The sequence below is a fragment of the Paenimyroides aestuarii genome (assembly GCF_024628805.1).
Lineage (GTDB): Bacteria > Bacteroidota > Bacteroidia > Flavobacteriales > Flavobacteriaceae > Flavobacterium > Flavobacterium aestuarii_A.
The window spans coordinates 2,476,831-2,499,848 of record NZ_CP102382.1 but is presented as its reverse complement, the minus strand read 5'-3'; the positions used below and the strand labels follow the sequence as shown (position 1 = coordinate 2,499,848).

Annotated in this window: 24 protein-coding genes and 1 pseudogene; 7 read left to right on the top strand and 18 right to left on the bottom strand. The window is 34.5% G+C overall.

Annotated features, from left to right (window positions below; all coding sequences use genetic code 11):
• Positions 1 to 32: 32 nt before the first annotated feature.
• A pseudogene (locus tag NPX36_RS12105) lies at positions 33 to 1,606 on the top strand (IS1182 family transposase); the annotation flags it as partial.
• 130 nt (positions 1,607 to 1,736) lie between these two features.
• On the opposite strand, the gene NPX36_RS12100 reads toward NPX36_RS12105, so the two are convergent.
• From NPX36_RS12100 to NPX36_RS12085, 4 genes are all read right to left on the bottom strand, one after another.
• Complete coding sequence (locus tag NPX36_RS12100) at positions 1,737 to 2,087, bottom strand: heavy-metal-associated domain-containing protein (protein WP_257498975.1); 351 nt, start codon at positions 2,085 to 2,087, stop codon at positions 1,737 to 1,739.
• Positions 2,088 to 2,106: 19 nt separating this feature from the next.
• Positions 2,107 to 2,739, bottom strand: a complete 633-nt coding sequence (locus NPX36_RS12095; RefSeq protein ID WP_257498974.1) for an NAD(P)H-dependent oxidoreductase — start codon at positions 2,737 to 2,739, stop codon at positions 2,107 to 2,109.
• A 148-nt stretch (positions 2,740 to 2,887) separates the two neighbouring features.
• Complete coding sequence (locus tag NPX36_RS12090) at positions 2,888 to 3,847, bottom strand: phosphoribosylaminoimidazolesuccinocarboxamide synthase (protein ID WP_257500750.1); 960 nt, start codon at positions 3,845 to 3,847, stop codon at positions 2,888 to 2,890.
• 15 nt (positions 3,848 to 3,862) lie between these two features.
• Positions 3,863 to 5,839 carry an alpha-ketoacid dehydrogenase subunit alpha/beta gene (locus tag NPX36_RS12085; protein WP_257498973.1) on the bottom strand — a complete coding sequence of 659 codons (1,977 nt, stop codon included), beginning with the start codon at positions 5,837 to 5,839 and terminating at the stop codon, positions 3,863 to 3,865.
• A 252-nt stretch (positions 5,840 to 6,091) separates the two neighbouring features.
• Here NPX36_RS12085 and NPX36_RS12080 point away from each other — a divergent pair, with 252 nt between their 5' ends.
• Entirely contained in the window at positions 6,092 to 6,751 is a 660-nt protein-coding gene (locus NPX36_RS12080; protein ID WP_257498972.1) for a TetR/AcrR family transcriptional regulator, read from the top strand.
• Between the two features lie 68 nt (positions 6,752 to 6,819).
• Entirely contained in the window at positions 6,820 to 7,770 is a 951-nt protein-coding gene (locus NPX36_RS12075; RefSeq protein WP_257498971.1) for an isopenicillin N synthase family dioxygenase, read from the top strand.
• 179 nt (positions 7,771 to 7,949) lie between these two features.
• Here the strand turns inward: NPX36_RS12075 and NPX36_RS12070 are convergent, their stop codons facing one another.
• Positions 7,950 to 8,621: a TrmH family RNA methyltransferase gene (locus NPX36_RS12070; protein ID WP_257498970.1), complete on the bottom strand. Its 672-nt coding sequence runs from the start codon at positions 8,619 to 8,621 to the stop codon at positions 7,950 to 7,952.
• 95 nt (positions 8,622 to 8,716) lie between these two features.
• On the opposite strand from NPX36_RS12070, the gene NPX36_RS12065 reads away from it, so the two are divergent.
• A complete protein-coding gene (locus NPX36_RS12065; RefSeq protein WP_257498969.1) occupies positions 8,717 to 9,400 on the top strand; it encodes an SIR2 family NAD-dependent protein deacylase in 684 nt (227 codons plus the stop codon).
• Here the strand turns inward: NPX36_RS12065 and NPX36_RS12060 are convergent.
• The 10 genes from NPX36_RS12060 to NPX36_RS12015 form a co-directional block, all read right to left on the bottom strand.
• On the bottom strand, positions 9,397 to 10,104 hold the full coding sequence (locus NPX36_RS12060) for a glycerophosphodiester phosphodiesterase (protein WP_257498968.1): 708 nt from the start codon (positions 10,102 to 10,104) through the stop codon (positions 9,397 to 9,399). The genes NPX36_RS12065 and NPX36_RS12060 overlap by 4 nt on opposite strands.
• Positions 10,094 to 10,462 carry a monovalent cation/H(+) antiporter subunit G gene (gene mnhG, locus NPX36_RS12055; RefSeq protein ID WP_257498967.1) on the bottom strand — a complete coding sequence of 123 codons (369 nt, stop codon included), beginning with the start codon at positions 10,460 to 10,462 and terminating at the stop codon, positions 10,094 to 10,096. The genes NPX36_RS12060 and mnhG overlap by 11 nt, the downstream gene beginning before the upstream one ends.
• Positions 10,455 to 10,730, bottom strand: a complete 276-nt coding sequence (locus NPX36_RS12050) for a monovalent cation/H+ antiporter complex subunit F (RefSeq protein ID WP_257498966.1) — start codon at positions 10,728 to 10,730, stop codon at positions 10,455 to 10,457. Before NPX36_RS12050 ends, mnhG begins: the two co-directional genes overlap by 8 nt.
• Position 10,731: 1 nt before the next feature.
• Positions 10,732 to 11,211, bottom strand: a complete 480-nt coding sequence (locus NPX36_RS12045; protein ID WP_257498965.1) for a Na+/H+ antiporter subunit E — start codon at positions 11,209 to 11,211, stop codon at positions 10,732 to 10,734.
• 2 nt (positions 11,212 to 11,213) lie between these two features.
• Positions 11,214 to 12,725 carry a proton-conducting transporter transmembrane domain-containing protein gene (locus NPX36_RS12040; RefSeq protein ID WP_257498964.1) on the bottom strand — a complete coding sequence of 504 codons (1,512 nt, stop codon included), beginning with the start codon at positions 12,723 to 12,725 and terminating at the stop codon, positions 11,214 to 11,216.
• Positions 12,722 to 13,075, bottom strand: coding sequence for a Na+/H+ antiporter subunit C (locus NPX36_RS12035; protein ID WP_257498963.1), 354 nt, complete (start codon positions 13,073 to 13,075; stop codon positions 12,722 to 12,724). Before NPX36_RS12035 ends, NPX36_RS12040 begins: the two co-directional genes overlap by 4 nt.
• A gap of 6 nt (positions 13,076 to 13,081) precedes the next feature.
• Positions 13,082 to 13,519, bottom strand: a complete 438-nt coding sequence (locus NPX36_RS12030; protein WP_257498962.1) for an MnhB domain-containing protein — start codon at positions 13,517 to 13,519, stop codon at positions 13,082 to 13,084.
• Positions 13,500 to 15,821, bottom strand: coding sequence for a hydrogen gas-evolving membrane-bound hydrogenase subunit E (mbhE, locus tag NPX36_RS12025; protein ID WP_257498961.1), 2,322 nt, complete (start codon positions 15,819 to 15,821; stop codon positions 13,500 to 13,502). The genes NPX36_RS12030 and mbhE overlap by 20 nt, the downstream gene beginning before the upstream one ends.
• A gap of 116 nt (positions 15,822 to 15,937) precedes the next feature.
• Positions 15,938 to 16,177, bottom strand: coding sequence for a hypothetical protein (locus NPX36_RS12020; protein ID WP_257498960.1), 240 nt, complete (start codon positions 16,175 to 16,177; stop codon positions 15,938 to 15,940).
• A complete protein-coding gene (locus tag NPX36_RS12015; protein WP_397376472.1) occupies positions 16,170 to 17,324 on the bottom strand; it encodes a THUMP domain-containing class I SAM-dependent RNA methyltransferase in 1,155 nt (384 codons plus the stop codon). Before NPX36_RS12015 ends, NPX36_RS12020 begins: the two co-directional genes overlap by 8 nt.
• Positions 17,325 to 17,421: 97 nt before the next feature.
• On the opposite strand from NPX36_RS12015, the gene NPX36_RS12010 reads away from it, so the two are divergent.
• From NPX36_RS12010 to NPX36_RS12000, 3 genes are read left to right on the top strand one after another with little or no spacing between them, the layout of a single operon-like run.
• On the top strand, positions 17,422 to 18,153 hold the full coding sequence (locus tag NPX36_RS12010; protein ID WP_257498959.1) for an SAM-dependent methyltransferase: 732 nt from the start codon (positions 17,422 to 17,424) through the stop codon (positions 18,151 to 18,153).
• Positions 18,153 to 18,977: a ZIP family metal transporter gene (locus NPX36_RS12005; RefSeq protein WP_257498958.1), complete on the top strand. Its 825-nt coding sequence runs from the start codon at positions 18,153 to 18,155 to the stop codon at positions 18,975 to 18,977. The genes NPX36_RS12010 and NPX36_RS12005 overlap by 1 nt, the downstream gene beginning before the upstream one ends.
• A gap of 54 nt (positions 18,978 to 19,031) precedes the next feature.
• Positions 19,032 to 20,756 (top strand): T9SS type A sorting domain-containing protein, encoded by a 1,725-nt coding sequence (locus tag NPX36_RS12000; protein WP_257498957.1) that lies wholly within the window; start codon positions 19,032 to 19,034, stop codon positions 20,754 to 20,756.
• 6 nt (positions 20,757 to 20,762) lie between these two features.
• Here the strand turns inward: NPX36_RS12000 and NPX36_RS11995 are convergent, their stop codons facing one another.
• Genes NPX36_RS11995 through NPX36_RS11985 form a run of 3 tightly spaced genes read right to left on the bottom strand, consistent with a single transcriptional unit; the run spans position 20,763 to position 22,995 of the window.
• Positions 20,763 to 21,410, bottom strand: a complete 648-nt coding sequence (locus tag NPX36_RS11995; protein ID WP_257498956.1) for an alpha/beta hydrolase — start codon at positions 21,408 to 21,410, stop codon at positions 20,763 to 20,765.
• A gap of 2 nt (positions 21,411 to 21,412) precedes the next feature.
• Positions 21,413 to 21,745, bottom strand: a complete 333-nt coding sequence (locus tag NPX36_RS11990) for a hypothetical protein (RefSeq protein ID WP_257498955.1) — start codon at positions 21,743 to 21,745, stop codon at positions 21,413 to 21,415.
• The gene (locus NPX36_RS11985) at positions 21,745 to 22,995 is read right to left on the bottom strand and encodes a dihydroorotase (RefSeq protein WP_257498954.1); all 1,251 of its coding nucleotides are present in this window, start codon (positions 22,993 to 22,995) and stop codon (positions 21,745 to 21,747) included. Before NPX36_RS11985 ends, NPX36_RS11990 begins: the two co-directional genes overlap by 1 nt.
• Positions 22,996 to 23,018: the final 23 nt, after the last annotated feature.

Sequence of the window (23,018 nt, the reverse complement as noted above, 5' to 3'; positions counted from 1 at the left end):
TCGTATTTTAGAGTTGAACAAAAAACCCAACTATGGCTAAGGTAACATTTAAAAATCAAACAGGCAACTCTCCAGAACTTTTCCCTATCAATATTTTTGATTTGATTCCAGAAGACCACCCCGTTCGGTTGGTGGATTCGGTGGTTAATCAATTGGATATCAGCGATATTACAAATCTTTACTTAGGCGGAGGTTGCTCTGCATATCATCCGAGAATGATGATTAAAGTGTTGTTTTACAGCTATTTGTCCAACATTTATTCGTGTAGAAAAATCGCCAAAGCCCTTACCGAAAACATTCATTTTATGTACATTTCGGGAAATTCTACGCCAAATTTTAGAACCATCAACGAATTTAGAGGGAAAATTTTGAAGGAGAAAATCAAAGATTTGTTTGCCGAAGTGGTGAAAATGCTGGTAGAATTGGGCTACATCAGCCTTGATATTCAGTATATTGACGGCACAAAAATTGAGGCAAAATCCAATAAATACACCTTCGTTTGGCGGGTTCTGTGGAAAAGTACAAAGAAAAATTAGAAGTTAAAATCAATACGATTCTTTCAGATATTGAAAACAGTATTCAATCAGATAATCAAGAACTTAACAAGGAAGAACTGCCCAAAAAAATCAATTCCGAAGAACTAAAAGAGAAGTTATCTGAATTGAACAAAAAACTAAAAGAACCTACCAAAAAACAGGCAAAAGAGCTACAAAAACTTCAGGATGAGCATCTTCCAAAATTAGAAAAATACGAAAAAGACCTAGAAACTTTAGGCGATAGGAATTCTTACAGCAAAACCGACCCCGACGCTACTTTTATGCGGATGAAGGAAGATCACATGAAAAACGGACAGCTTAAACCGGCTTATAATACGCAGATTTCAACTGAAAACCAGTTTATTACACACATCTCTATCCATCAAAAACCTGGTGACACCACCACTTTAGAATCTCATTTGGAAGGTTTTGAAAATGCTTACAAAAAACAAAGCAAAGAAGTGGTTGCCGATGCAGGATACGGAAGTGAGGAGAATTACGAAATGCTTGAAAATAAGAGCGTTACAGCGTATGTGAAGTATAATTATTTTCATGCAGAACAGAAAAAGAAGATGGAAAACAATCCGTTTTTGGTTCAGAATTTATTCTATAACCAAGAACAAGATTTTTACGTTTGTCCGATGGGTCAACGAATGGAAAATATAGGCAAAGGCAAACGAATTTCGAGCAACGGATACGAATCGCAAGTGTCTTATTATCAAGCTAAAAACTGCAACAATTGTCCGCTTCGAGGGGAATGTTTCAATGCAAAAGGCAACCGAAAAATAGAAGTCAACCACCGATTAAATGAATTAAAACACAAGGCTAAAACATTATTAACTAGCGAAGAAGGTTTAAAACACCGAAGCAAACGCCCGATAGAAGTAGAAGCTGTCTTTGGTCAACTCAAAAGCAATAATAAATTTAACAGATTTACATTCAAAGGATTAGAAAAAGTAGAATTAGAATTTCTACTGATGGCTCTTGGACATAATTTTAGAAAAATGGTGGCTAAAGGAGCGACTTCTAAGAAAATTGTTGTAAAAACCGCAAAACGAGGTTCAAAAATGATTTTTGAAATTGAAATTTTCATTTTTAAGCATCAAGAATTTTCTTCAACTAAAAATAATCATCAAAATTTTCACTATCAAAAATTAGCCGCATAAAAAAAAGACTGCCCTTTTTGGACAGCCTCTTTATTTACGCTTTGCAACAACCGTCTAACTTTTCGTAAGCTATTGGGTCGGCTTTTATTTCATCGGCATCAAAACCTAATTTTGAAATGGCAGTTTTAATGGTTTGCAAATTTGTTTTTTTAGGGTTGAAGTAAACCGTAATGGTTTCTTTTTCATCGTCTAACTCATACATTTTTACACCTTTAATTTTCAGCATTTCGGTTTGAAACATTTTTCCACAAGTTTCACATGCTTTACAATGATCGCAAACAATGTTGGTTTTAATGACTACTTTTTCTGATTTTTTGTTTTGTGCATGCGCTATTGTTGAAAACGCGACAAACAAAATAATTAATAAAGCTTTTAAATATTTCATTCCATCTGTTTTAAATAAGTTATTCAATATACGAAATCATGTAATCATTTGGTTTTCTTACCTTTTTTAATTCTGCTTGCCAATCATTTTCGGCATCGCGGTAACCAATTGGTAAAAGCACCACACTTCGCAAGCCTTTTTCTTCTAAATGCAGTAGTTTGTCAATTTCGTGGTTAATAAAACCTTCCATTGGTATCGAATCTACTTCCAAAGCACCGGCTTCTGTCAATGCCATTCCCAATGCAATATACACTTGGCGAGCAGCATGTTCAAATTGGCGTTCGGGTGTCATAGACGTTAATTGTTTAATGACGTTGTTTTTATAACCGTTTGAAAAACCTTCGGGCAAATTGCGTTCTGTCTCGTAATAATCGAAATAATAACTTATTTTGGCAACATCATATGCACTCCAAGCTGCAAACACCAATAAATGGGAACAATCTGTAATTTGTGATTGATTGAAAGCGAAAGGTTTCAATTGTTCTTTTAATGATTGATTGGTAATAACCAGTATTTCAAAAGGTTGCAAACCTGATGATGTGGGCGCCAAGCGTGCGGCTTCTAAAATATTGCTTATTTTTTCTTGAGAAACTTTTTCGCCGTTCATTTTTTTGGTAGCGTAGCGCCATTGCAATGCGGGAATAATACTCATAATTTTTATTTTTATGACTTATTGATAACATTCAACAGTTTGTCATTCCAACGGAGGAGGAATCTATTTATTTATCAAAAGATTTTTCACTCCACTACGTTTCCCTCAGAATGACAAACCGTAAGTTATTAATAATAACGATAATAAATTATTTTTTATAAGATGCCAAAAAAGAATTTACATTTTGTTCGATACGTTCGTGAATGTTGGAAACATCGGCTTTTTCAAATTTTTCACCAATAATGTTTTCGTACAATTCAATATATCTTTCTGAAACGGTTTCAATGTATGCATCGGTCATTTCAGGAATTTGCTGACCATCTTTCCCTTGAAAACCGTTTGCAATTAACCACTGACGCACAAATTCTTTTGATAACTGTTTTTGTGCTTCGTTTTTATCCTGACGCTCTTGGTATCCTTCTGCATAAAAATAACGAGAAGAATCGGGCGTGTGAATTTCATCAATCAATACAATTTTACCGTCTTTTGTTTTACCAAATTCATACTTTGTATCGACCAAAATCAATCTACGAGCGGCTGCAATCTCTGTTCCACGCTGATATAAGGCGTGTGTGTATTGTTCCAAAACTTCGTAATCTTCTTTAGAAACAATTCCTTGTGCCAAAATATCTTCTTTAGAAATATCTTCATCGTGTGTGCCAACAGCAGCTTTGGTAGTTGGTGTAATAATTGGCGTTGGGAATTTATCGTTTTCTTTCATACCTTCTGGCATTTCAACACCACACAAAATGCGTTTTCCTGCTGCATATTCACGTGCTGCATGCCCCGACAAATAACCGCGAATCACCATTTCAACCTTAAAAGGTTCACACAAATGCCCCACCGCTACGTTTGGATCTGGATTTGCGATTAACCAATTGGGTACAATATCTTCAGTAAGTTGCATGAATTTTGATGCAATTTGGTTCAAAATTTGACCTTTATAGGGAATTCCTTTTGGCATAATTACATCAAAAGCCGATAAACGGTCGGTTGCAATCATTACCAATAAATCATCGTTAATTGTGTAAACTTCACGTACTTTTCCTTTGTAAACTGCTTTTTGACCCGGAAAATTAAAGTTAGAAGAAGTTATGGTTTTCATTATAATGTTGTGTTTGTTTTAAAACTGTAAAAGTACTAATAATTCTTGTTCAAAACGTTCTTTTGGCAAATATTGCGCTTCTAGATGATCCATAAAAGGTATAGGTGTTTCGATACTCGCTACACGTTTTATTGGTGCATCTAAATATTCAAAACAATTTTCCATAATCCAAGCCGATAAATCGCTGGCAATGCCTCCAAAAAGCGTATCTTCTTGCAAAATAATTACTCGGTTTGTTTTTTGTACCGATTTTTGAATGCTTTCGTAATCTAAAGGTTGAAGCGTTCTTAAATCGATCAAATCGGCTGAAATATTTGTATGTTTTTCTAAAGTTTCCAATGCCCAATGAACGCCCGCTCCGTAAGAAATAATCGTTACATCGTTTCCTTCTTTAATTAACGAAGCCTGCCCAAACGGAATGGTGTAATAATTTGCCGGAACATCTTGCGATTTACTGCGATACAAATTTTTATGTTCAAAGAAAATCACCGGATTGGGATCATTAATTGCGGTGTTCAACAACCCTTTGGCATCGATAGGAAAAGCAGGATAAACCACTTTTAGTCCCGGAGTTTTAGTAAACCAAGCTTCGTTTGTTTGCGAATGAAACGGACCAGCGCCCGAACCTGCACCACAAGGCATGCGCACCACCACATCGGCATGTTCGCCCCAACGGTAATGCTGCTTTGCCAATAAATTTACGATGGGATTAAAACCTGTTGAAACAAAATCGGCAAATTGCATTTCTACAATTGCTTTGTATTTATTGATAGATAATCCGGCTGCGGCAGACACAATAATACTTTCGCAAATTGGCGTGTTGCGCACTCGTTCTTTGCCAAAAGCATCAACAAAACCTTCGGTTACCTTAAAAGCACCTCCGTATTCGGCAATGTCTTGCCCCATGATTACTAAATTTTCATGACGCTCAAACGATTGTTTCAATCCTTCGGAAATGGCATCAATAAAACGCATATTTTTTGTATCGGAAGATGCTTCAAAGTGTTGGTAATCAAAAGGTTTATACACATCATTCAATTCCGTTTCCAGATGAGCTTCTAAACCAGCTTCGTCTTGCGTAATTTTCCAATGTGTATCAATTTCCTCTTTAATTTCGCTTCGTATGCATAGGTCTTGTTCATCAGACAAAATACCCATTTCAGATAAATAGTTCTTTAATCGGGCAATTGGATCTTTCAATTTCCACTCTTCAAAAAGTTCTTTCGGCACATATTTGGTACCACTCGCCTCTTCGTGTCCACGCATTCTAAAGGTTTTCATTTCAATTAAAACCGGATGCGGATTTTGGCGCATATCATTGGCAATTGCAGAAAGTTTGGTATAAACTTCCACAATATTGTTCCCATCAATAATATGACTTTCCATACCATAACCAATGCCTTTGTCGGCAAGATTTTCGCACTTATATTGTTCGTTGGTAGGCGTTGAAAGTCCGTAACCATTGTTTTCAATAATAAACATTACGGGCAAATTCCAAACGGCAGCAACGTTTAAAGCTTCGTGAAAATCGCCTTCAGAGGTTGCTCCTTCGCCAGTAAAAACCGCCGTAATTTTGTTTTCTTTTCGCAGTTTATGTGCCAGTGCAATTCCATCGGCAATACCCAACTGCGGTCCCAAATGCGAAATCATTCCCACAATATTAAATTCTTGGGTACCAAAGTGAAACGAACGGTCGCGTCCTTTTGTAAATCCGTTTGGTTTTCCTTGCCATTGCGAAAACAATCTGCTTAAAGGAATGTTTCTACTTGTAAAAACTCCAAGGTTTCTGTGCATTGGTAAAATATATTCATCATTGTGAAGAATAGATGTTACACCAACTGCAATGGCTTCTTGCCCCATGCCTGAAAACCATTTTGATACTTTTCCCTGACGGATCAAAATCAACATTTTTTCCTCTATTAATCGAGGTTTCAATAATTTTTTATAAAGATCTAATAATAGCTCTTGCGATAAAATTTCTGTTTGAACTTCCATAAAATGGGTTGTGAAAATTTTTGTCTAAAAGTACAAATTTTATTTATTCCTCCTAATTGAATTTTTTTTTCACTACTATGTGATTTTTTTTGGATTATAATTTTTTTTTATATAATTTTGATACTAATCATTTTAAAGACACCTTGAAATTTTCAATTTTAACCTTTAACTATGGTTATGTTGTTTGTTATTAAAGAAACTGATTTATAATTTTGTAAATCAGTTTTTTAATTTAATCTAAAAACTTTACCTATGGACGATAAACCCAAAAAACGCAAGCGAACATCGGGTGTATTGCGCGATAAAGACCGAACAAAAGCAAAAATGGTTCAAGCAGTGGGAAAAGTGCTTCTAAAAAAAGGATATACCGGTCTGAATGCCAGTGCTATTGCAAAAGAAGCCGGTATTGACAAAAGTTTGGTTTGGACTTATTTTGGCAGTTTAGATAATTTAGTAGAAGAATACATCTTACAACGCGATTTTTTGAATGCTGTTGCCAAAAACGATGTATTATCGCTGCTTGAAAATACAAACGGAATTCCGAAAGAAGCTATTTATGGCATTCTACACAATCAATTAGAAACTTTGCTAAAAGATAAAGTGCTTCAAAAAATCATTCATTGGGAAATTGGCGAAAGCAAACCTTTTTTACGCAATTTAGCCGATAAACGCGAAGAATTGGGCGAAGCTTTCTTTGAAGTAGCCGAACCTGCTTACAAAAATGCAAATGTAGATTTGCGGGGAATTTTAGCGGTTTTAATTGCAGGTGTTTATTATTTGGCGCTTCACGGAAAAACCAATGGCAGTTTATTTTGCGGAATTGATATCAACGAACCGGCAGGAGAGCAACGCATTAAAGAGGCTCTTTATACTGTGATTGAAATGGCACACCAAAAAGCACAACTTGATTAACAATTTACAGCTAACGGTTTTATTTAACTACCTAAAATTGTTAACTTTGTTAATCAAAGTTTATAAAAATGCAAAATATACCCAGTGTTAATTTGCGTGATTTCCTATCGGATGATCCGGTACGCAAACAAAAATTTGTTAATGAAATCGGTAAAGCTTACGAAGAAATTGGTTTCGTAGCTTTAAAAGGACACTTTTTAAGTGAAGAATTGGTTGCAAAATTATACCAGCAAGTTCGCGCCTTTTTTCACCTTCCACTAGAAGTTAAGCAAAAATATGAAATTCCCGGAATTGGCGGTCAACGTGGTTATGTTTCCTTTGGAAAAGAATCTGCAAAAGGAAGATCCACAGGCGATTTAAAAGAGTTTTGGCATTTTGGACAATATGTTGAAAACAATGACAAATTGGCAAACGAATATCCCGCAAATGTAACGGTTACTGAACTTCCTGAATTCAATTCAACAGGAAAAGAAGCTTACAAAATGCTAGAAAAAACGGGAGTTTACGTATTGCGGGCTTTGGCTTTGTATTTGGGTTTGAATGAATTTTATTTTGACGATTTTGTTAAAAACGGAAACTCAATATTACGCCCAATTCACTACCCTCCTATTCTCGATGAACCAAAAGATGCCGTACGAGCAGCTGCGCACGGCGACATTAATTTAATTACGCTTTTAATGGGCGCACAAGGAAAAGGTTTGCAAGTTCAAAACAACAATGGCGAATGGATTGATGCAATTGCCGCCGAAGATGAATTGGTTATAAATGTAGGTGATATGTTGTCGCGACACACCAATAATAAACTAAAATCTACTATACATCAAGTGGTCAATCCCCCACGAGAATTATGGGGAACTTCGCGCTTTTCAATTCCTTTCTTTATGCACCCAATAAGCGAAATGCCTTTAAATTGTTTGGATAACTGTGTGAACGAAGAAAATCCTAAACTTTATGAAGATATAACTGCAGGTGCTTTTTTAACGGAAAGGTTAATAGAATTGGGTTTGATTAAGAAATAATTTTTTTACAAAAAAAAACAAAGTATTTGTATAATTAAAAAAACTTCGTACATTTGTATCAACTCATCTACTACATGACAAGTGAATGTTTTAGAATTTTTGAGTTTTTCATAAGTGTTTTTTTTGGTTATTAAAGTGGGTTTATTTCGGTAAACCCACTTTTTTTTTGTGGATTACTCTTATTTATTAATAAAACGTTCGGTTATAAAATCAATATCTTTTATGGATTTGCGTGCCCAATCTATTTTTTTCATTAATAATTCTTCCTCTGTAAGTTGCCAATTAATAGCAGTTTTTTTCAAGCGTGTTGTGATATTATTAATAATGATAGCTGCAGAAACTGAAATGTTTAGACTTTCCGTGAAACCACACATGGGTATTTTGATGAATGTATCTGCTTGATCCATAATTTCAGGTGACAAACCATCTTTTTCTGTTCCAAAAAAAATGGCCGACGGTTTTGTTACATCAAAATCATCTAATAAAAAAGCATCTTTGTGGGGTGTGGTTGCAACAATTTGATAGCCTTTTTGCTTTATAGCATCTATACAATTCTGCGTGGTGTTGTGCGAATTAATATCTACCCATTTTTCCGCTCCCATAGCAATTTGTTTATCAATTGTTTTACTAAATTTTTGCTCGATTATATGCAAATTCTGAATACCAAAAACCTCACAGCTACGCATCACTGCACTTGTGTTATGCAACTGATAAACATCTTCCACAGCTACACAAAAATGATTGGTTCTTTGAGCCAACACTCTTTCAAAACCCAACATTCTATTTTTGGTGATAAATCCTTCTAAATAACTTAAATATTCTGTATTTTTATATAAATCTAACGAATGCATTTTTTTATAATTTTAGCAAAGATACTCGTATCATTGAAAAAGTGCTATTGCTTTGTTTTTAATTTAGGATGTGTTAGAAAAATATTTGTATGCGTATGAAAAATTTAGTCTTTTTAACGGGAGCAGGAATTTCAGCTGAAAGTGGATTAAAAACCTTTAGAGATGCTAATGGATTGTGGGAAGGACATGATGTGATGAAAGTGGCAAGTTATGAGGGTTTTCAGCAAAATCCAGAATTGGTCCTTGATTTTTATAATCAACGTCGCCGTCAATTACTAACGGTACATCCAAATGCGGCACATAAACAAATAGCTGCCTTTCAAAAAGATTTTAATGTTACCGTTATCACTCAAAATGTGGACGATTTGCACGAACGTGCAGGCAGTAAACACATCATTCATTTACACGGGGAACTCTTAAAAGCTCGAAGTTTGGTAGAAGATCATTTAATTTATGAATGGAAAGAAGATATTTTAATAGGTACTACAAATAGCAAAAATCAGCAATTAAGACCGCATATTGTTTGGTTTGGTGAAGCTGTTCCAGAAATGCAATCTGCTGTCTCAGTTGTAGAAAAAGCAGATATATTGGTAATCGTTGGAACATCACTACAAGTTTATCCAGCAGCCGGATTAATTGATTATGCTTCTAATGCTCAACAAATTTTCTATATTGACCAACACCCTGCCGACACCAAATATTTTAATAAGAACATACATATAATTGCTGAAAAAGCTACAAAAGGATTGCCTGTTTTAAATCAATTGCTAGGTTATTAATGCATTCCATCATTCCTCATAAAAAACTGAGGGTAATCTGTGGTTATGAAATCAATTCCTTGGGCGATTAATTGATGGGCAACTTCGAGATTATTAACTGTCCAAGTGTTTGTTTGTAAGTACATTTTTTTGAATTCCCGAATAATTTCTGGGTTTTTTAGCAATAAATCAAATGGGTAATCCATACCGTTTAAACCGCTTTCAAAAATTTGTTGTGCTGTTTTATCTCCTTCCAAATAATGCACATGAAATAAGGGCAATTGCTTTTTTAAATAAATCGCAGCGGCAAAATCAAATAAGATAAATTCGGTGTTTTGCACAGTAGTTTTCAGTGGAATTTGCTCTGTAAGTATATCAATAAGCTTTTGAGTTCTCTTAGGCGATATCTGTGATGTTTTGATTTCTACAATGAGTTTGGTGGTATTTTGATTGTTTATTTGTTTGAAAAATTCGACTAATAATGTTAATTTTTCACCGTTTGGATGTGTCTTTGAAAGTAAATCGGAATAGTTGGTGTTTTCAATTGGCAATCCATAAAAATCATGATCATGGTTTACAACGATGAAATCATCTTTGGTTAAGTGCACATCAATTTCGCTGCCTATGCACTGCAATTCAATGGCTTTTTGTAAGGAGGCTATTGAATTTTGAGGTAAGTTGAATTCTTTCCATGCACCGCGATGCGCAATGACTTTATTTTTCATTTTCTTCTTGATTTTCTTTTTGCAGATTTACTGCATCTTTATCGTTTTTAAGCTCATCAAAGATAGAATGTTTCCACAATTTAGTGCCGGTGAGATAGGCAACTTTACTTATTAAAAAACCTGCTACGGGCGATGTGATGAATAAAAAGAAAATAATGGCAATTGCTTTTGTTGTAACCGAAAAATCTGAAAAATGCAAGGCGGCAGCAATTAAGATGCACCCAATACCTAAAGTAGCTGCTTTGATGGTAACAGATAAACGGGAATAAAAATCGGGCATTTTAAGGATACCCCAAGAGGCTATCAATATAAAAATGGCCCCTAGCGTGCTTAAAAACATTATTAAAAAATCATTCATCTCTTTTGCGTTTAAAAATATAATATGAAAATGCTACGGTGCTTAAAAAGGCGATTAGTGCCAAAATCATTGCTTCGTCTAGAAATAATGAGTTGTTTACAATGATACTGAACAAGGTAATAAATGCCACACCCACTGTGATGAGCAAATCTAGCGCTACTACCCGATCTACTACTTGAGGGCCTTTTATAAATCGTAACATTATAAAAAAGATAGACAAACAAATAATAGGCATTACTACATATCCTAAATAACTTTCAACACTCATATTATCGTATTATTTCTAGTAATTTTTTTTCAATTCTATTGTTCAATCTTTTTACAAATTGTTCTTTATTGGTAAGATACATTACATGTATATACATAAATTTTTTATCCTTTGAAAGATCAATCACAACTGTTCCTGGTGTTAAGGCAATCATGTTTGCAAGCATAGTGATTTCAAAATCGGTTTTTGCTTCCAATTCATATTTAATAATTCCGGGTCTCATGTTGTAATTGGGTGTGATTACGTCCATTGTTACTTCATAATTTGCTTTTAAGAGATCATAAAAAAACAATAATATAAAAGCAAATATTTTCGGAACTCTATAAAAATACTCGGTATTGCCTCTAACAGAGCGGTTGATCATCCACAAAATAAAGAAGCCCACGGCATATCCAAATAAAAAATTGGTATAGTCTAAGTGTCCGGTGAGCGCCACCCAAACAAACGTAAGCAATATGTTTAATAAAAAATTTTGTAACATAATTATTGTTTTGCTCCTAACACATTTTCAATATAAATTTCGGGATTTTTCATTTCGTATGCTGCCTTTTCTGATAATTTCATAAAGCTGTTCGCACTTAATCCAATATATAAAGATACAAATGCTAAGCCAACAATAGGTGCAATTAATGCAATTTTTCCTGAAAAAGGAAAGGATTCAAAATGATCTATTTCTTCGGTGATGGGTTTGGGAGATTCTTTCCAAAATGCTTCAGACCAAATTCTAACAATTACAAACAGGGTTACAAAGCTGGCAATGATGAGTGCAGCAAGCAATATATAGTTTTCTTGTTTAAAGGTTTCTTGAAACAATAAAATTTTAGGCCAAAAACCAGACAAAGGTGGAATTCCGACCAATGAAAAGAGTACCAACGCAGCAACAAATGAAAATTTTGGATAATCTTTTAATAAACTTCCCAAACGCGTCATATCAACCGTTTCGCGCATTTTCACAATAACACCCGAAATCATAAAAACATTGCTTTTTACAATAACATCGTGTATCAAATAAAAAACAATTGCCACAAATGCCCATTCTGTATTTAAACCCATACCGGCAATAAAAAAACCAATATGACAAACAATTAAATACGATAAAACCCTTCGGATACTTTTTTTATTAATAGTTCCTAATGCACCTGTTAACAAGGTTAAAATAGCAATTACAGAAAAAAGCACGAGCGTAAAATAATCGGGTTGAAAAATTACGGTGAACACGCGCAACATTGCATAAACCCCCATTTTTGTTAACAAACCTCCAAAAATGGCGGCAATGGCAGATGGTGGTGTGTGATATGCAGATGGCAACCAAAAATACAAAGGAAATACCGCCGATTTAATTCCAAATGCCACAAAAAACAACAATGATGTTACTGTTACCAAACCCGTATTTTCAACTTGTGCTACTTTTACGGCTAGGTCGGCAATGTTTAAAGTTCCGGTAATTCCGTATAAAATACCAATTGCGGTAAGAAAAATAACCGAGCCAAGCATATTCATGGTTACGTACTTAATCGCACCTTCCATTTGTCTTTTTTTTCCTCCAACCGTTAATAAGATAAAAGATGATATAATTACCACTTCAAACCACACATATAAATTAAAGATATCACCTGTTAGAAAAGCTCCTAAAAGCCCCATTACTAAAAAGTGAAAGATAAAAAAATATCCAAATCTAATACGACTTTCGTTTAAACTTGCTGTGGAATAAATACCTACTGCCAACGATACCAAAGCCGTTAAAAGTACCATAATAGCACTGAGGGTATCAGCAATAAATGTAATACCAAAAGGTGCTTGCCAGCTGCCCAATTGCAGTGTGAGATACCCGTTAGCCAAGGTCATTTCGAACATTCGCAAACAAAGCAAAAATGCAATGCTATTGCCCACGATGCTAATTATTTTCTGAACAAGTACTTTTTGCCAGAAAAAAAGAAGCACAATTGCCGTGAACATGTGCATTAATATGGGGGCAAGTATAAAATTTGTAATCATATATCTAAATCTTGAACATTTAACGAATCCAAATCATCGGATCCTGTGGTTGTGTAAACCCTTTTGAGCAAAACAATGGCAAAAGCTGTTAGTGCAAAACTGATTACAATTGCAGTAAGAATTAACGCTTGCGGCACCGGATCTGCATAAATTTCGTGAAATGCATTGTTTTCAGGTTTTATGATAGGGGCTTTGCCTTTGGTGATTCCACCAATAAGAAAAATGAGTAAGTTTGCACCGTTTCCTAACAGCAATAATCCCAACAAGAGTTTCACCATGCTGCGGCGAAACATCATATAAATGCCCGATGAATAAAAAGCACCTACTAAAATAACCAATAGTAATTCCATAATTTTCTATGTGTTTTCTGAAATTGTAAATAAAATGGTTAATACCACGCCAATCACGACCATATACACACCAATATCAAATATTAAAGCCGAACCCAATGCGCCAATCACCACTACCGAATCGGCAAACCAAACTACGCTCATAAACGGATAACCTAACAAAACAGGCAGCAAACCGCTTAAAAAGCAAATTATTAAACCGGTTGGTATGACAAAAAAGGGTTTTATGGCAAACATTTTTACAGTTTGATACGGACTGTATGCAAACGAATGCAACACAAATGCAATGGATGCCACTAAGCCGCCAACAAATCCTCCACCAGACAAATAATGTCCGCGGATTAATAAAAATATTGAAAACAAAATCAACAACGGAAGCAAATAGTTGGTAGATGTCCGTAAAATGGTTCTGTCTAAACGTTCATTATTCCGATTTTTCTCCATCTTTTGTTTTATATTTTAAAATACTATATACGCCAATTGCAGCAATTGCAAGCACAATTGTTTCAATAAACGTGTCAAATCCTCTGTAATCCACCAAAATAACATTCACCACATTTTTTCCTTTAGCCAATTTGTAGGCATTATCTGCATAAAATTTACTAACACTTTGGTCGGAAGGTGATACCAATGCTTGCAAAGTGATCAGTGCGATTAAAATTCCAAAAGCCACAGCAATTACACCATCTCTAAACTGAATTTTAGGGTTGGTGAACCGTAAAAATGGCGGTAATTTGAAAAGAACCAATACAAACAAAACCACTGTTAGCGTATCAATTGCAAACTGCGTCATCGCCAAATCGGGTGCCCCATAAAAAACAAAGATCAAACAGATAGAATAGCCAATAACTCCGAGTGCTGCAATTGATGTTAAGCGTGATGTGGTTGTGGTAATGAAATATATGGCAATAATTGTAATGATAAACACCAAAAATTCGTAAATCCTAAATTCTGATAAACCTTCGGTATTTACCCGTAAAGGAACATCGGCAAAAAGTTTGTAACCCACAATTCCCATAAAGAACAAAATGATAAACATAATGTAGATACGCAAATAGCCATTGTGAAAAAAGCGGGTATATTTAAAAGCAAACCATTTAATAGCTTGTGTAGTTGCGGCAATGAATCGTTGAGGAGCAAACCGGCGGATAATTTCTAAACTTTTTTCCCCTTTTTCTGATGGTTTTATAGCAAGATACAATACGGTTCCTACCACAATAGTAATGGCACTTAAAAGTAAAACCGTGTTAAAACCATGCCACAACGAAAGATACATTTCGGGTAGTTTTCCTAACACCGATCGCACAGTAGCTTTTAAAAAAAGCGTATTGGGAAGCACAGGAAACACACCAAACAAAACAGTAATAACCGATAACAAAACCGGTGGAAACCACAACAATAAATGAGGTTTTTGAACCGATTGAAAACGCTCGGGTAGTTTACCAAAAAAGGGTCTTATACCAGCAAGAAATCCCGAAGCAGTAAGAAAAACATTGGTTATCAGTGCCGCTCCTGTCAATAAAACGATAGATTCTTGGGTAAACATAAAATCGGTTGTAACACCATAAATTAGTTCTTTACTTAAAAATCCAAAAGTTAGCGGAATACCTCCACTTGAAAGCGCTGCGATAAATCCCGACACAGCAACTAAGGGCATTATTTTTCGCAAGCCTCTCAATATCGATAAATCACGTGTGTGCGTTTGGTGGTCCACAATTCCTGTTATTAAGAATAATGAAGCTTTGTACAAAGCATGAACCAAGATAAAAGTGCACGCAGCATAAATGGCAGCCTCGGTGCCTACTCCTAATAAAAATACAATAATTCCTAATGCAGAAATGGTTGAATAAGCAAGCAATCCTTTCATATCTTTATAAAAAACACTTAAAACTGCTCCCATAACCATTGTGAGCGCACCAACGGTCATAAGTGTGTAATTCCACACCACATCACCACCCAAAATAGGTGAAAAACGCGCTAGTAGATAAATACCAGCTTTTACCATTGTGGCGGAATGTAAATAAGCCGAAACTGGCGTTGGAGCTTTCATGGCACCCGGTAACCAAAAGTGAAATGGAAACTGTGCCGATTTAGTAAATGCACCGCCAAAAAGTAAAAAGATAATAATGTAATAAAACGAATTGTTTACCAATACATCTGACTGTGTAAGTAGTTGATTTATAGAGTAAGTTCCTGCAACGGTACCAATGAGTACAAAGGCAGCCAAAAGTAAAAATCCGCCTAAACCCGTGATGCTCAAAGCCCACAATGCACTTTTGCGCGACTCTTCTTGCGTGGTATTAAACCCTATCAAGAAAAAAGAGCTAATACTAGTTAATTCCCAAAAAATAAATAAAGTTATTAAATTGTCTGAAAGCACCAAGCCCAGCATAGCCCCCATAAACATGGTTAGATACGAAAAAAAGCGGTGCAAGTTAGCATCTCTTTTTAAGTATTGTGCTGCATATAAATAAATAAGTGTTCCAATGCCAGTAATCATCAAAGAAAAAAGCATTGAAAGACCGTCTAATTTAAAGTCTAATGAAATACCTAATGACGGAATCCATGAGTTCCGAAAAAATACTACCTGCGCACCTTCGTACACCGATGGCAAATACCCCGAAAAGTAGAATACCAATAACAGAGGTAATACCCATAGAAATTTAAAAAAACCTAAAATTTTTTGCGGTTTTAGGAGTAATAATCCAAATGCCAGCAAAAAAATGAGAATAATGGGTAAAAGCATAATATGTGTTTTTAAAAAAACCTTTCTCTGATATAATATTTTTTAGATCAATTTCCGTAAAAATAGCAAAATAAAATGGAAAAAGGAAATGTGAAAAGCACATAAATGATAGGTTTTCACAACCAATTTACGGGTTTTCCTTTTTTGCTAAAAAGCCATGCCACAAAAACCGTTTCTTTTCCATCAACTTTAAAAACTTTAAATTGTGGTGCTAAAAGTATGGCAGCAACGCCACTCACAATGGGTATCCATAAACCGCTTAACAGATTAAAGTTTACAATGATTACACGTGCTGCTAAAAAGATTACTGCAAAACACAAAAACTGAATAATTAAAATTTTAGTAGCTTTATTCATTACTATTTTTTATTTGAAATTTTGTTCGTTTACTGCCTTCATACATTTCATATTTTACTAAACGGGCTTCTAATTTTCCGTTGAATAACTTTATTTTTCGTGATGGTTTTAATCCCACAAATTTTAAAGCTTCCACGTTTCCGGTAATAAACCAAGCATTCGTTCCAGGATAATTCTGCTTTAGCGTATCGCCCATTTCACGGTAAAAACGTTCCAAATCAATATCTAATCGCTCTCCATAGGGCGGATTAAAAACCATGTGTAAGTGTCCGTTTACTTCTTTTTCAGTTTCGAAAAAATTGCGTTGTTCAATTTTTATATATTCCTCTAAATTAGCATTATAAGCGTTGTCTTTTGCTTTTGCAATGGCAGAAGGTGCTTTGTCATAACCAAAAATATCATAATGAAAATCGGTGATTTTCTTTAACAATGATTCTTCCACTTTTTCAAACAAATCCGCATCCCAGTCGTTCCATTTTTCAAAAGCAAACTCTTTTCTATTGATATTGGGCGGAATATTGCATGCAATCATGGCTGCTTCCACCAAAAAAGTACCCGAACCACACATTGGGTCTAAAAAATTTGATTGCCCCGACCATCCGCTTAAAATTAAAATTCCGGCTGCTAAAACTTCATTAATTGGTGCGATATTAGTGGCTGTTCGGTATCCGCGATGGTGCAGTGATGCGCCCGATGTATCTAGTGAAACCGTACAAAGATCTTTTTGAATATGAATATTTATTCGCAAATCGGGATGATCTTTATCAATATTGGGGCGGTTGTCAAACTTTTTCTTAAATTGATCCACTATGGCATCTTTACTTTTCAAGGCAACAAATTGCGAGTGATTAAATTGCTCTGAAAAAATAGTAGCATCTATCAAAAATGATTGGTGTACGCTTAAAAATTCGCTCCAATCAATGCTTTGCATCCCATTATATAAACTGGTTTCATTATAAACTTTGAATTGTTTTATGGGTTTTAATATTTTTAAGGCAGTTCGCAAAGCTAAATTTGCTTTGTACATAAAACCTTTATCACCGTAAAAGCTCACCATGCGCGTTCCTTGTTCCACGCGTTGCGCACCAAGCTTTATTAATTCATTTGCTAAAATTTCTTCAAAACCAAAGAAGGTTTTAGCCACCATTTTAAAATTTTCCATAGACAATTCCTTTCCTTCGGGAACGATAAATTTATTTAATTCTACAAAAATAGTGTATTTTTGCGTTTCCAAAATTTCTAAAATGCAAGAATCTCAAAAAAATTGGTTTAAAAATTGGTTCAACAGTCCCTATTATCATATACTTTATAAAGATCGCGACTATACAGAAGCACAATTGTTTATTGACAATATTACCAATTATCTGAATCTTCCGGAAGCGGCAAAGGTGCTTGATTTAGCATGCGGACGTGGAAGACATTCTATTTATCTAAATCAATTGGGCTATGATGTAATGGGTGCAGATTTATCTGTAAACAATATAGAATTTGCAAAACAATTTGAGAATGAAAAATTGCATTTTCAGGTGCAAGACATGCGCGAACCATTTGAAGTGAAGTTTGATGCAATTTTTAATTTTTTTACAAGTTTTGGCTATTTTGAAAACGAAGCAGATCATTTAACTGCTTTAACAGCTATAAAAGCAAGTTTGAAAGAATATGGTTTTGCCGTCATTGATTTTATGAACGTGCATAAAGTGATTGATAATTTAGTGGAAAAGGAGACTAAAGTGGTTAATGAGATTACTTTCAACATCAAACGCTGGGCAGAAAACGGCTATATTTTCAAAAACATTGCTTTCGAGCACGATAATGAATCGTACGATTTTACTGAAAAAGTAAAAGCATTTACTTTGGAAGATTTTGAAACCTTGATGCATCAAGCAGAAATATTCTTATTGGATATTTTTGGCGATTATAAATTGAATAAATTTCACAAAAACGAATCGGACCGTTTAATCATGATTTTTAAATAATGGATACCTATTTATTACCCTTTTTGGCAGTAATTCTTGGCTATTTTTTGGCAATTATTGTAAAGCCAGCCAAAAAGAAAACCATTAAATTGTTGTTAGCATTTAGCGGTTCTTTTTTATTGACCATGACCGTTTCGCACTTGTTGCCAGAAGTATATGCGTATGTTATTGAAGGAAATCATTCAGAGGTGGTTGCTGAGCCAATAAAGTCTTCAATGGATCACTATTTAAATGATCACACTCATGATGACGTCCATACAGACCATCAGCATCATTCAAACGCTACTCCATCAGTAGCACATAATCACGATCATGGAGCCATGAAAGAAATCGGTTTGTTTATAATGTTGGGAATTATTTTTCAAATAATTTTGGAATATTTCTCAAAAGGTGCAGAACATGGACACGTACACGTACATGAAAAGATGACTTCGATGCCGTGGTTATTATTTGCCAGTTTGTGTTTGCATGCCTTGTTTGAAGGAATGCCCGTAAGTCAGCACACGCATTTGGCTTGGGCAATTGCCATACACCATTTTCCAATAGCCATTATTTTAACATTATTCTTTTTACAAGCAGAATTAAACAAAAAATTTGTTTTTCTGTTCATGACTGTTTTTGCGTTAATGACACCATTGGGAACTTATCTCTCTGCCAACTTATCTGTTTTAACGGCATATTATGTTCCTATATCTGCTTTTGTAATTGGTATTCTTTTCCATATATCATCAACCATAATATTTGAAAGCAGCGAAGGACATAAGTTTAATTTAGCAAAGCTTTTAGCAATACTTATAGGGATTGCTTTTGGATTTTTTGTTTAATTTTTTTTCTTTTTAATATTTTTTGTTAATTTTAGCATTTAAACATACCCTTAAATGCTAAATCTTATAAAAAAATTTTTACTATCAATATGTTTTCTCTTCTCTTTAAATCAATTTTATGCCCAACCGTTATATGTACGAGATTGGGGTGCTGTTAATTTAACCGCAAGAGTTTTGGAAGTAAAACTTAGTACTGAAGAGCTTTTTATAGACTATGGATACTACGGAGAGATAAAAAAATATAACATTAAAAATGCTACTACTTCTTTTTTTTATAGCTTCCCACATCCAAGTAACCCTTCCCCTTCATATGCTGTTAGAATTGAAAATATGAAATTTGATAGTAAAGAAAATTTAATTGTATATGGAAGAACTCATAATAAAAACTTAGGAACTCCTGGAACATACAGTCAAGTACCTTTACCTGGAACAGCTTATACAGGACATTCTTTTATCGCAAAGATAGGTCGTACTGGTCAACTGCTATGGTTTACATATTTTCACGATTTAGCTCAGAACACCGCTGGTTTAACCTTAGATAAAAATGACAACATTTATGTACTTACTAGAAGGGATAAAAATGATGTTTTACCTACTAATAGTTTTCAAAGTACTGGAGATCAGTCTTCCATTATAAAATATCAAGATGTTATTAGTAAATTAGATAATACTGGTAATCACTTATGGAGTACATTTTATTTCAAAGATGATTCTAAAATTAGAAATATGATTGCTGGTGATAATGGTCTATATGTTTATGGTGATCATTTTGGAGGAGTGGGTTCGAGCAATTTTTTTGGAACTAAAGGCAGTTTTCAAGAATACTCTTCAGGTTTATCTTCAAATGGAGATATTTCTACCGTATTTCTAACAAAGTTTAATTTTAACGGCACAAGGATATGGAGTACTTATTTTGGAGACCAAATCTCAAAATGTCCTTTGAACAATATTGCTAATCCTTACGGTTTGGCGGTAATTGGTGACGATGCATATATTTTGACAAATCTAAACAATATATATACTCCAGCAACAAATATGTCAACTAGCAATGCTTACTTAAAACAGCAAACATCAGTGTCTAAAAATGTAGCACTTACAAAGTTTAATAGTAGTGGTGGTCGGGTATTTACTTCTTATTTACATTCAGGTCAGTCATTGTTTAAAACAAGTACAAATGACTTATTGATAGGTGGTAAAATTGATGAGATATATATTGGTTCAAAAAATAATATAGTTACACAAAATGCTTATCAAGGACAGCATGGAGGTAAATTCGATATGCATTGCTTCATTATTTCTAATAATGGTGCCAGTTTAAAATATGGAACCTATTACGGTGGTGATGGTAATGATGAAGGTATCTGCGTGCCTACTAAAAATGGTTTTTATGTTCTCGGTAACTCTTTAAACAATTCAAAGGCAACTACTTTGTTCGATTCTAACGGCGGTTTATTTTATGGTTCTAATGCAATTGGATATCGTGGTTTTTTTATGGGATACTTCACAACAAAGCCTTTACAAAATGAAAATCATGAAGCATTAAAAGCCCGAGTTTATCCTAACCCTGCCACAACGCTTTTAAATGTGGAAACCGAAGATATGTTAACTAAAGAAACTGTATTAACTATTTACGACTTATCAGGAAAAAGAATCCTACAACAAAATGCCCATGCTGACAATCACAACCAAATAAATGTGTCTAGTTTAAATTCTGGAGTTTATTTGTTACAGATAGAATCAAATACAAGCTATGAAACTATTAAATTTATAAAAAAATAATCCAATCTATTTCATCAAAAAATCCTTAAAATCATAAAAATTTTGAGGTGACACACCATGACCCACTGGGTATTCTTTATATTCAAAAGATATGTTAAATGGTTTAAGAAAATCGGTGGTTTTTCTTGCCCATTCCACCGGTATTACTTGATCTACCGTTCCGTGTGAACCAAATATTTTTAAATGATTGTATGCAGAAAAAGCTGTTTTTGGCGTCATTATTTCGGGGTTAAAATAACCACTAAGTGCTACAACTTTATTTATTTTTTCCGGATAAGTAATCGCAATGGCATAACTTAAAATAGCTCCTTGGCTAAAACCTACTAAGTTGATGTTTTTAGTGTCAATAGGATATTTTGCTACTATTTCATCTATAAATTCCACCAAAAGATCTCTTGAAGCTATTGCTTGATTATCATCGCTGAATTTATTCATATCTGCATCAAAACTAATCGCATACCAAGCAAATCCATAAGGAGGCAGTTGGTAAGGCGCTTGAACCGAAACCACATAGTAGTCATCAGGTAATTCAGTGGCAAATGTGAACAAATCTTCTTCGTTGCTGCCGTAGCCGTGCATTAAAACGATAAGAGGATTTTGTGCTTGAACAATCTTTGGCTCTTTTATCAAATAATTTAAAATTCCTGTTTGCATAATTACTTTTTAGATGAAAATATTTTTTGAATAAAACCTCCAATAATAGGTAGCAATTTGTATTCGTTTGCAACAGCGCCTGAAAAACTGTAAACCCACAAAATAATAATAAAGGCATAAAAACCATAAGCGGCATAAGCGTTTGGAATGGCTCCAACCAAACTACCCAACAACAGAAAAACACATGTTAATCCAATGTTTTGTTTGATATAAAATTTTCCGTACGGATCTTTTTCTTCTTGGTTGATAAAAAAAGCAATCACTGGTCCTAGAATAAAAAAGTGCGCAATAATTGCAGCCAATTTGCCGTCTTTTGAAATATTATTTGCTTGCATTACTTAATTATTAATTGGTTGTTATGACAAATTCCGTACACATAGCCTTTCATTTTATGGTTTAAAAAGGCCGAGTTTTTAGATTTTGACATGATATCATTTTTAGTGAACGTCCATTCTTTTGAAGGATCAAATAAGGTTAAATCTGCTTTCTCCCCTACTTTAATCGTTATTGAATCATTCAAGAAAATCGATTTTGCTGCTTGAAGTTTTTCAATAACAACATCTAACGGAAGTATTTCTAATAGTGCACCAAAAGCCGATTCCAGCCCAATAGTTCCGTCTTTTGCCATATCAAACTCCATTTTTTTATGCTCTATATCTATCGTACAATGGTCTGAAGTAATCACATCAATTGTTCCGTCTAACACTCCATTTATCAGCGCTTGCTGGTGTATGGAATCACGAACAGGCGGATTTACTTTAAAACGTGTATCAAAATCAGATAAAACAGCATCGGTTAAAACCAAATTATGCACCGCAACACTGCAAGTAACTTGTAAACCTTTTGCTTTGGCTTCTTTAATCATTGCAACAGATTTTGCTGTAGAAATAGTAGGAACGTGCATTTTACCGCCAGTATATTCCAACAAAAATAAATTTCTTGCTAAAACAATTTCTTCTGCCAATGGCGGAATTCCCTTTAAACCTAAAAGTGTAGATTGAACACCTTCGTGCACCACTCCTTTTCCTTTAATCGATGCATCGTTACAAAAAGCAATCACCGTGGCGCCGAAATCTTGTGTATATTGCAAACCAATTTTTAATAAATTAGCATTTGCAATACTTTTCTTATAATCTCCAAAAGCAATTGCACCGGCATTTTGCATATCAAACATTTCAGCTAAGTCGGTCCCTTCTTCACCTTTGGTTAATGCGCCGATGGGGTGCAAAGTGGTAGCCGAAGATGCGGCTTTGGTCTTTACAAAGCTTACGATAGATTGACTATCAATCACAGGAAAAGTGTTTGGCTGATATGCAATTTGAGTGAACCCACTTTTTGCTGCTACATTTAAGCCGTTTGCGATGGTTTCGCGGTCTTCAAAACCAGGTTCTCCAAATGAAACCGAAGCATCCATCCAGCCACTCGAAACATGCAGATTTTCTAAAGAAATCATTTCGTATTGATCAGCAGTAATGTTTGATGCTATTTCGGTAATCACACCGTTTTCGATTTTTATATCAACTTTTTGGTGATTAAATGCACTTGAAGAATCTACAATTGTAGCATTTTTTATAACGATATTCATTGTGTGAATGGTTGTGTTGTTTA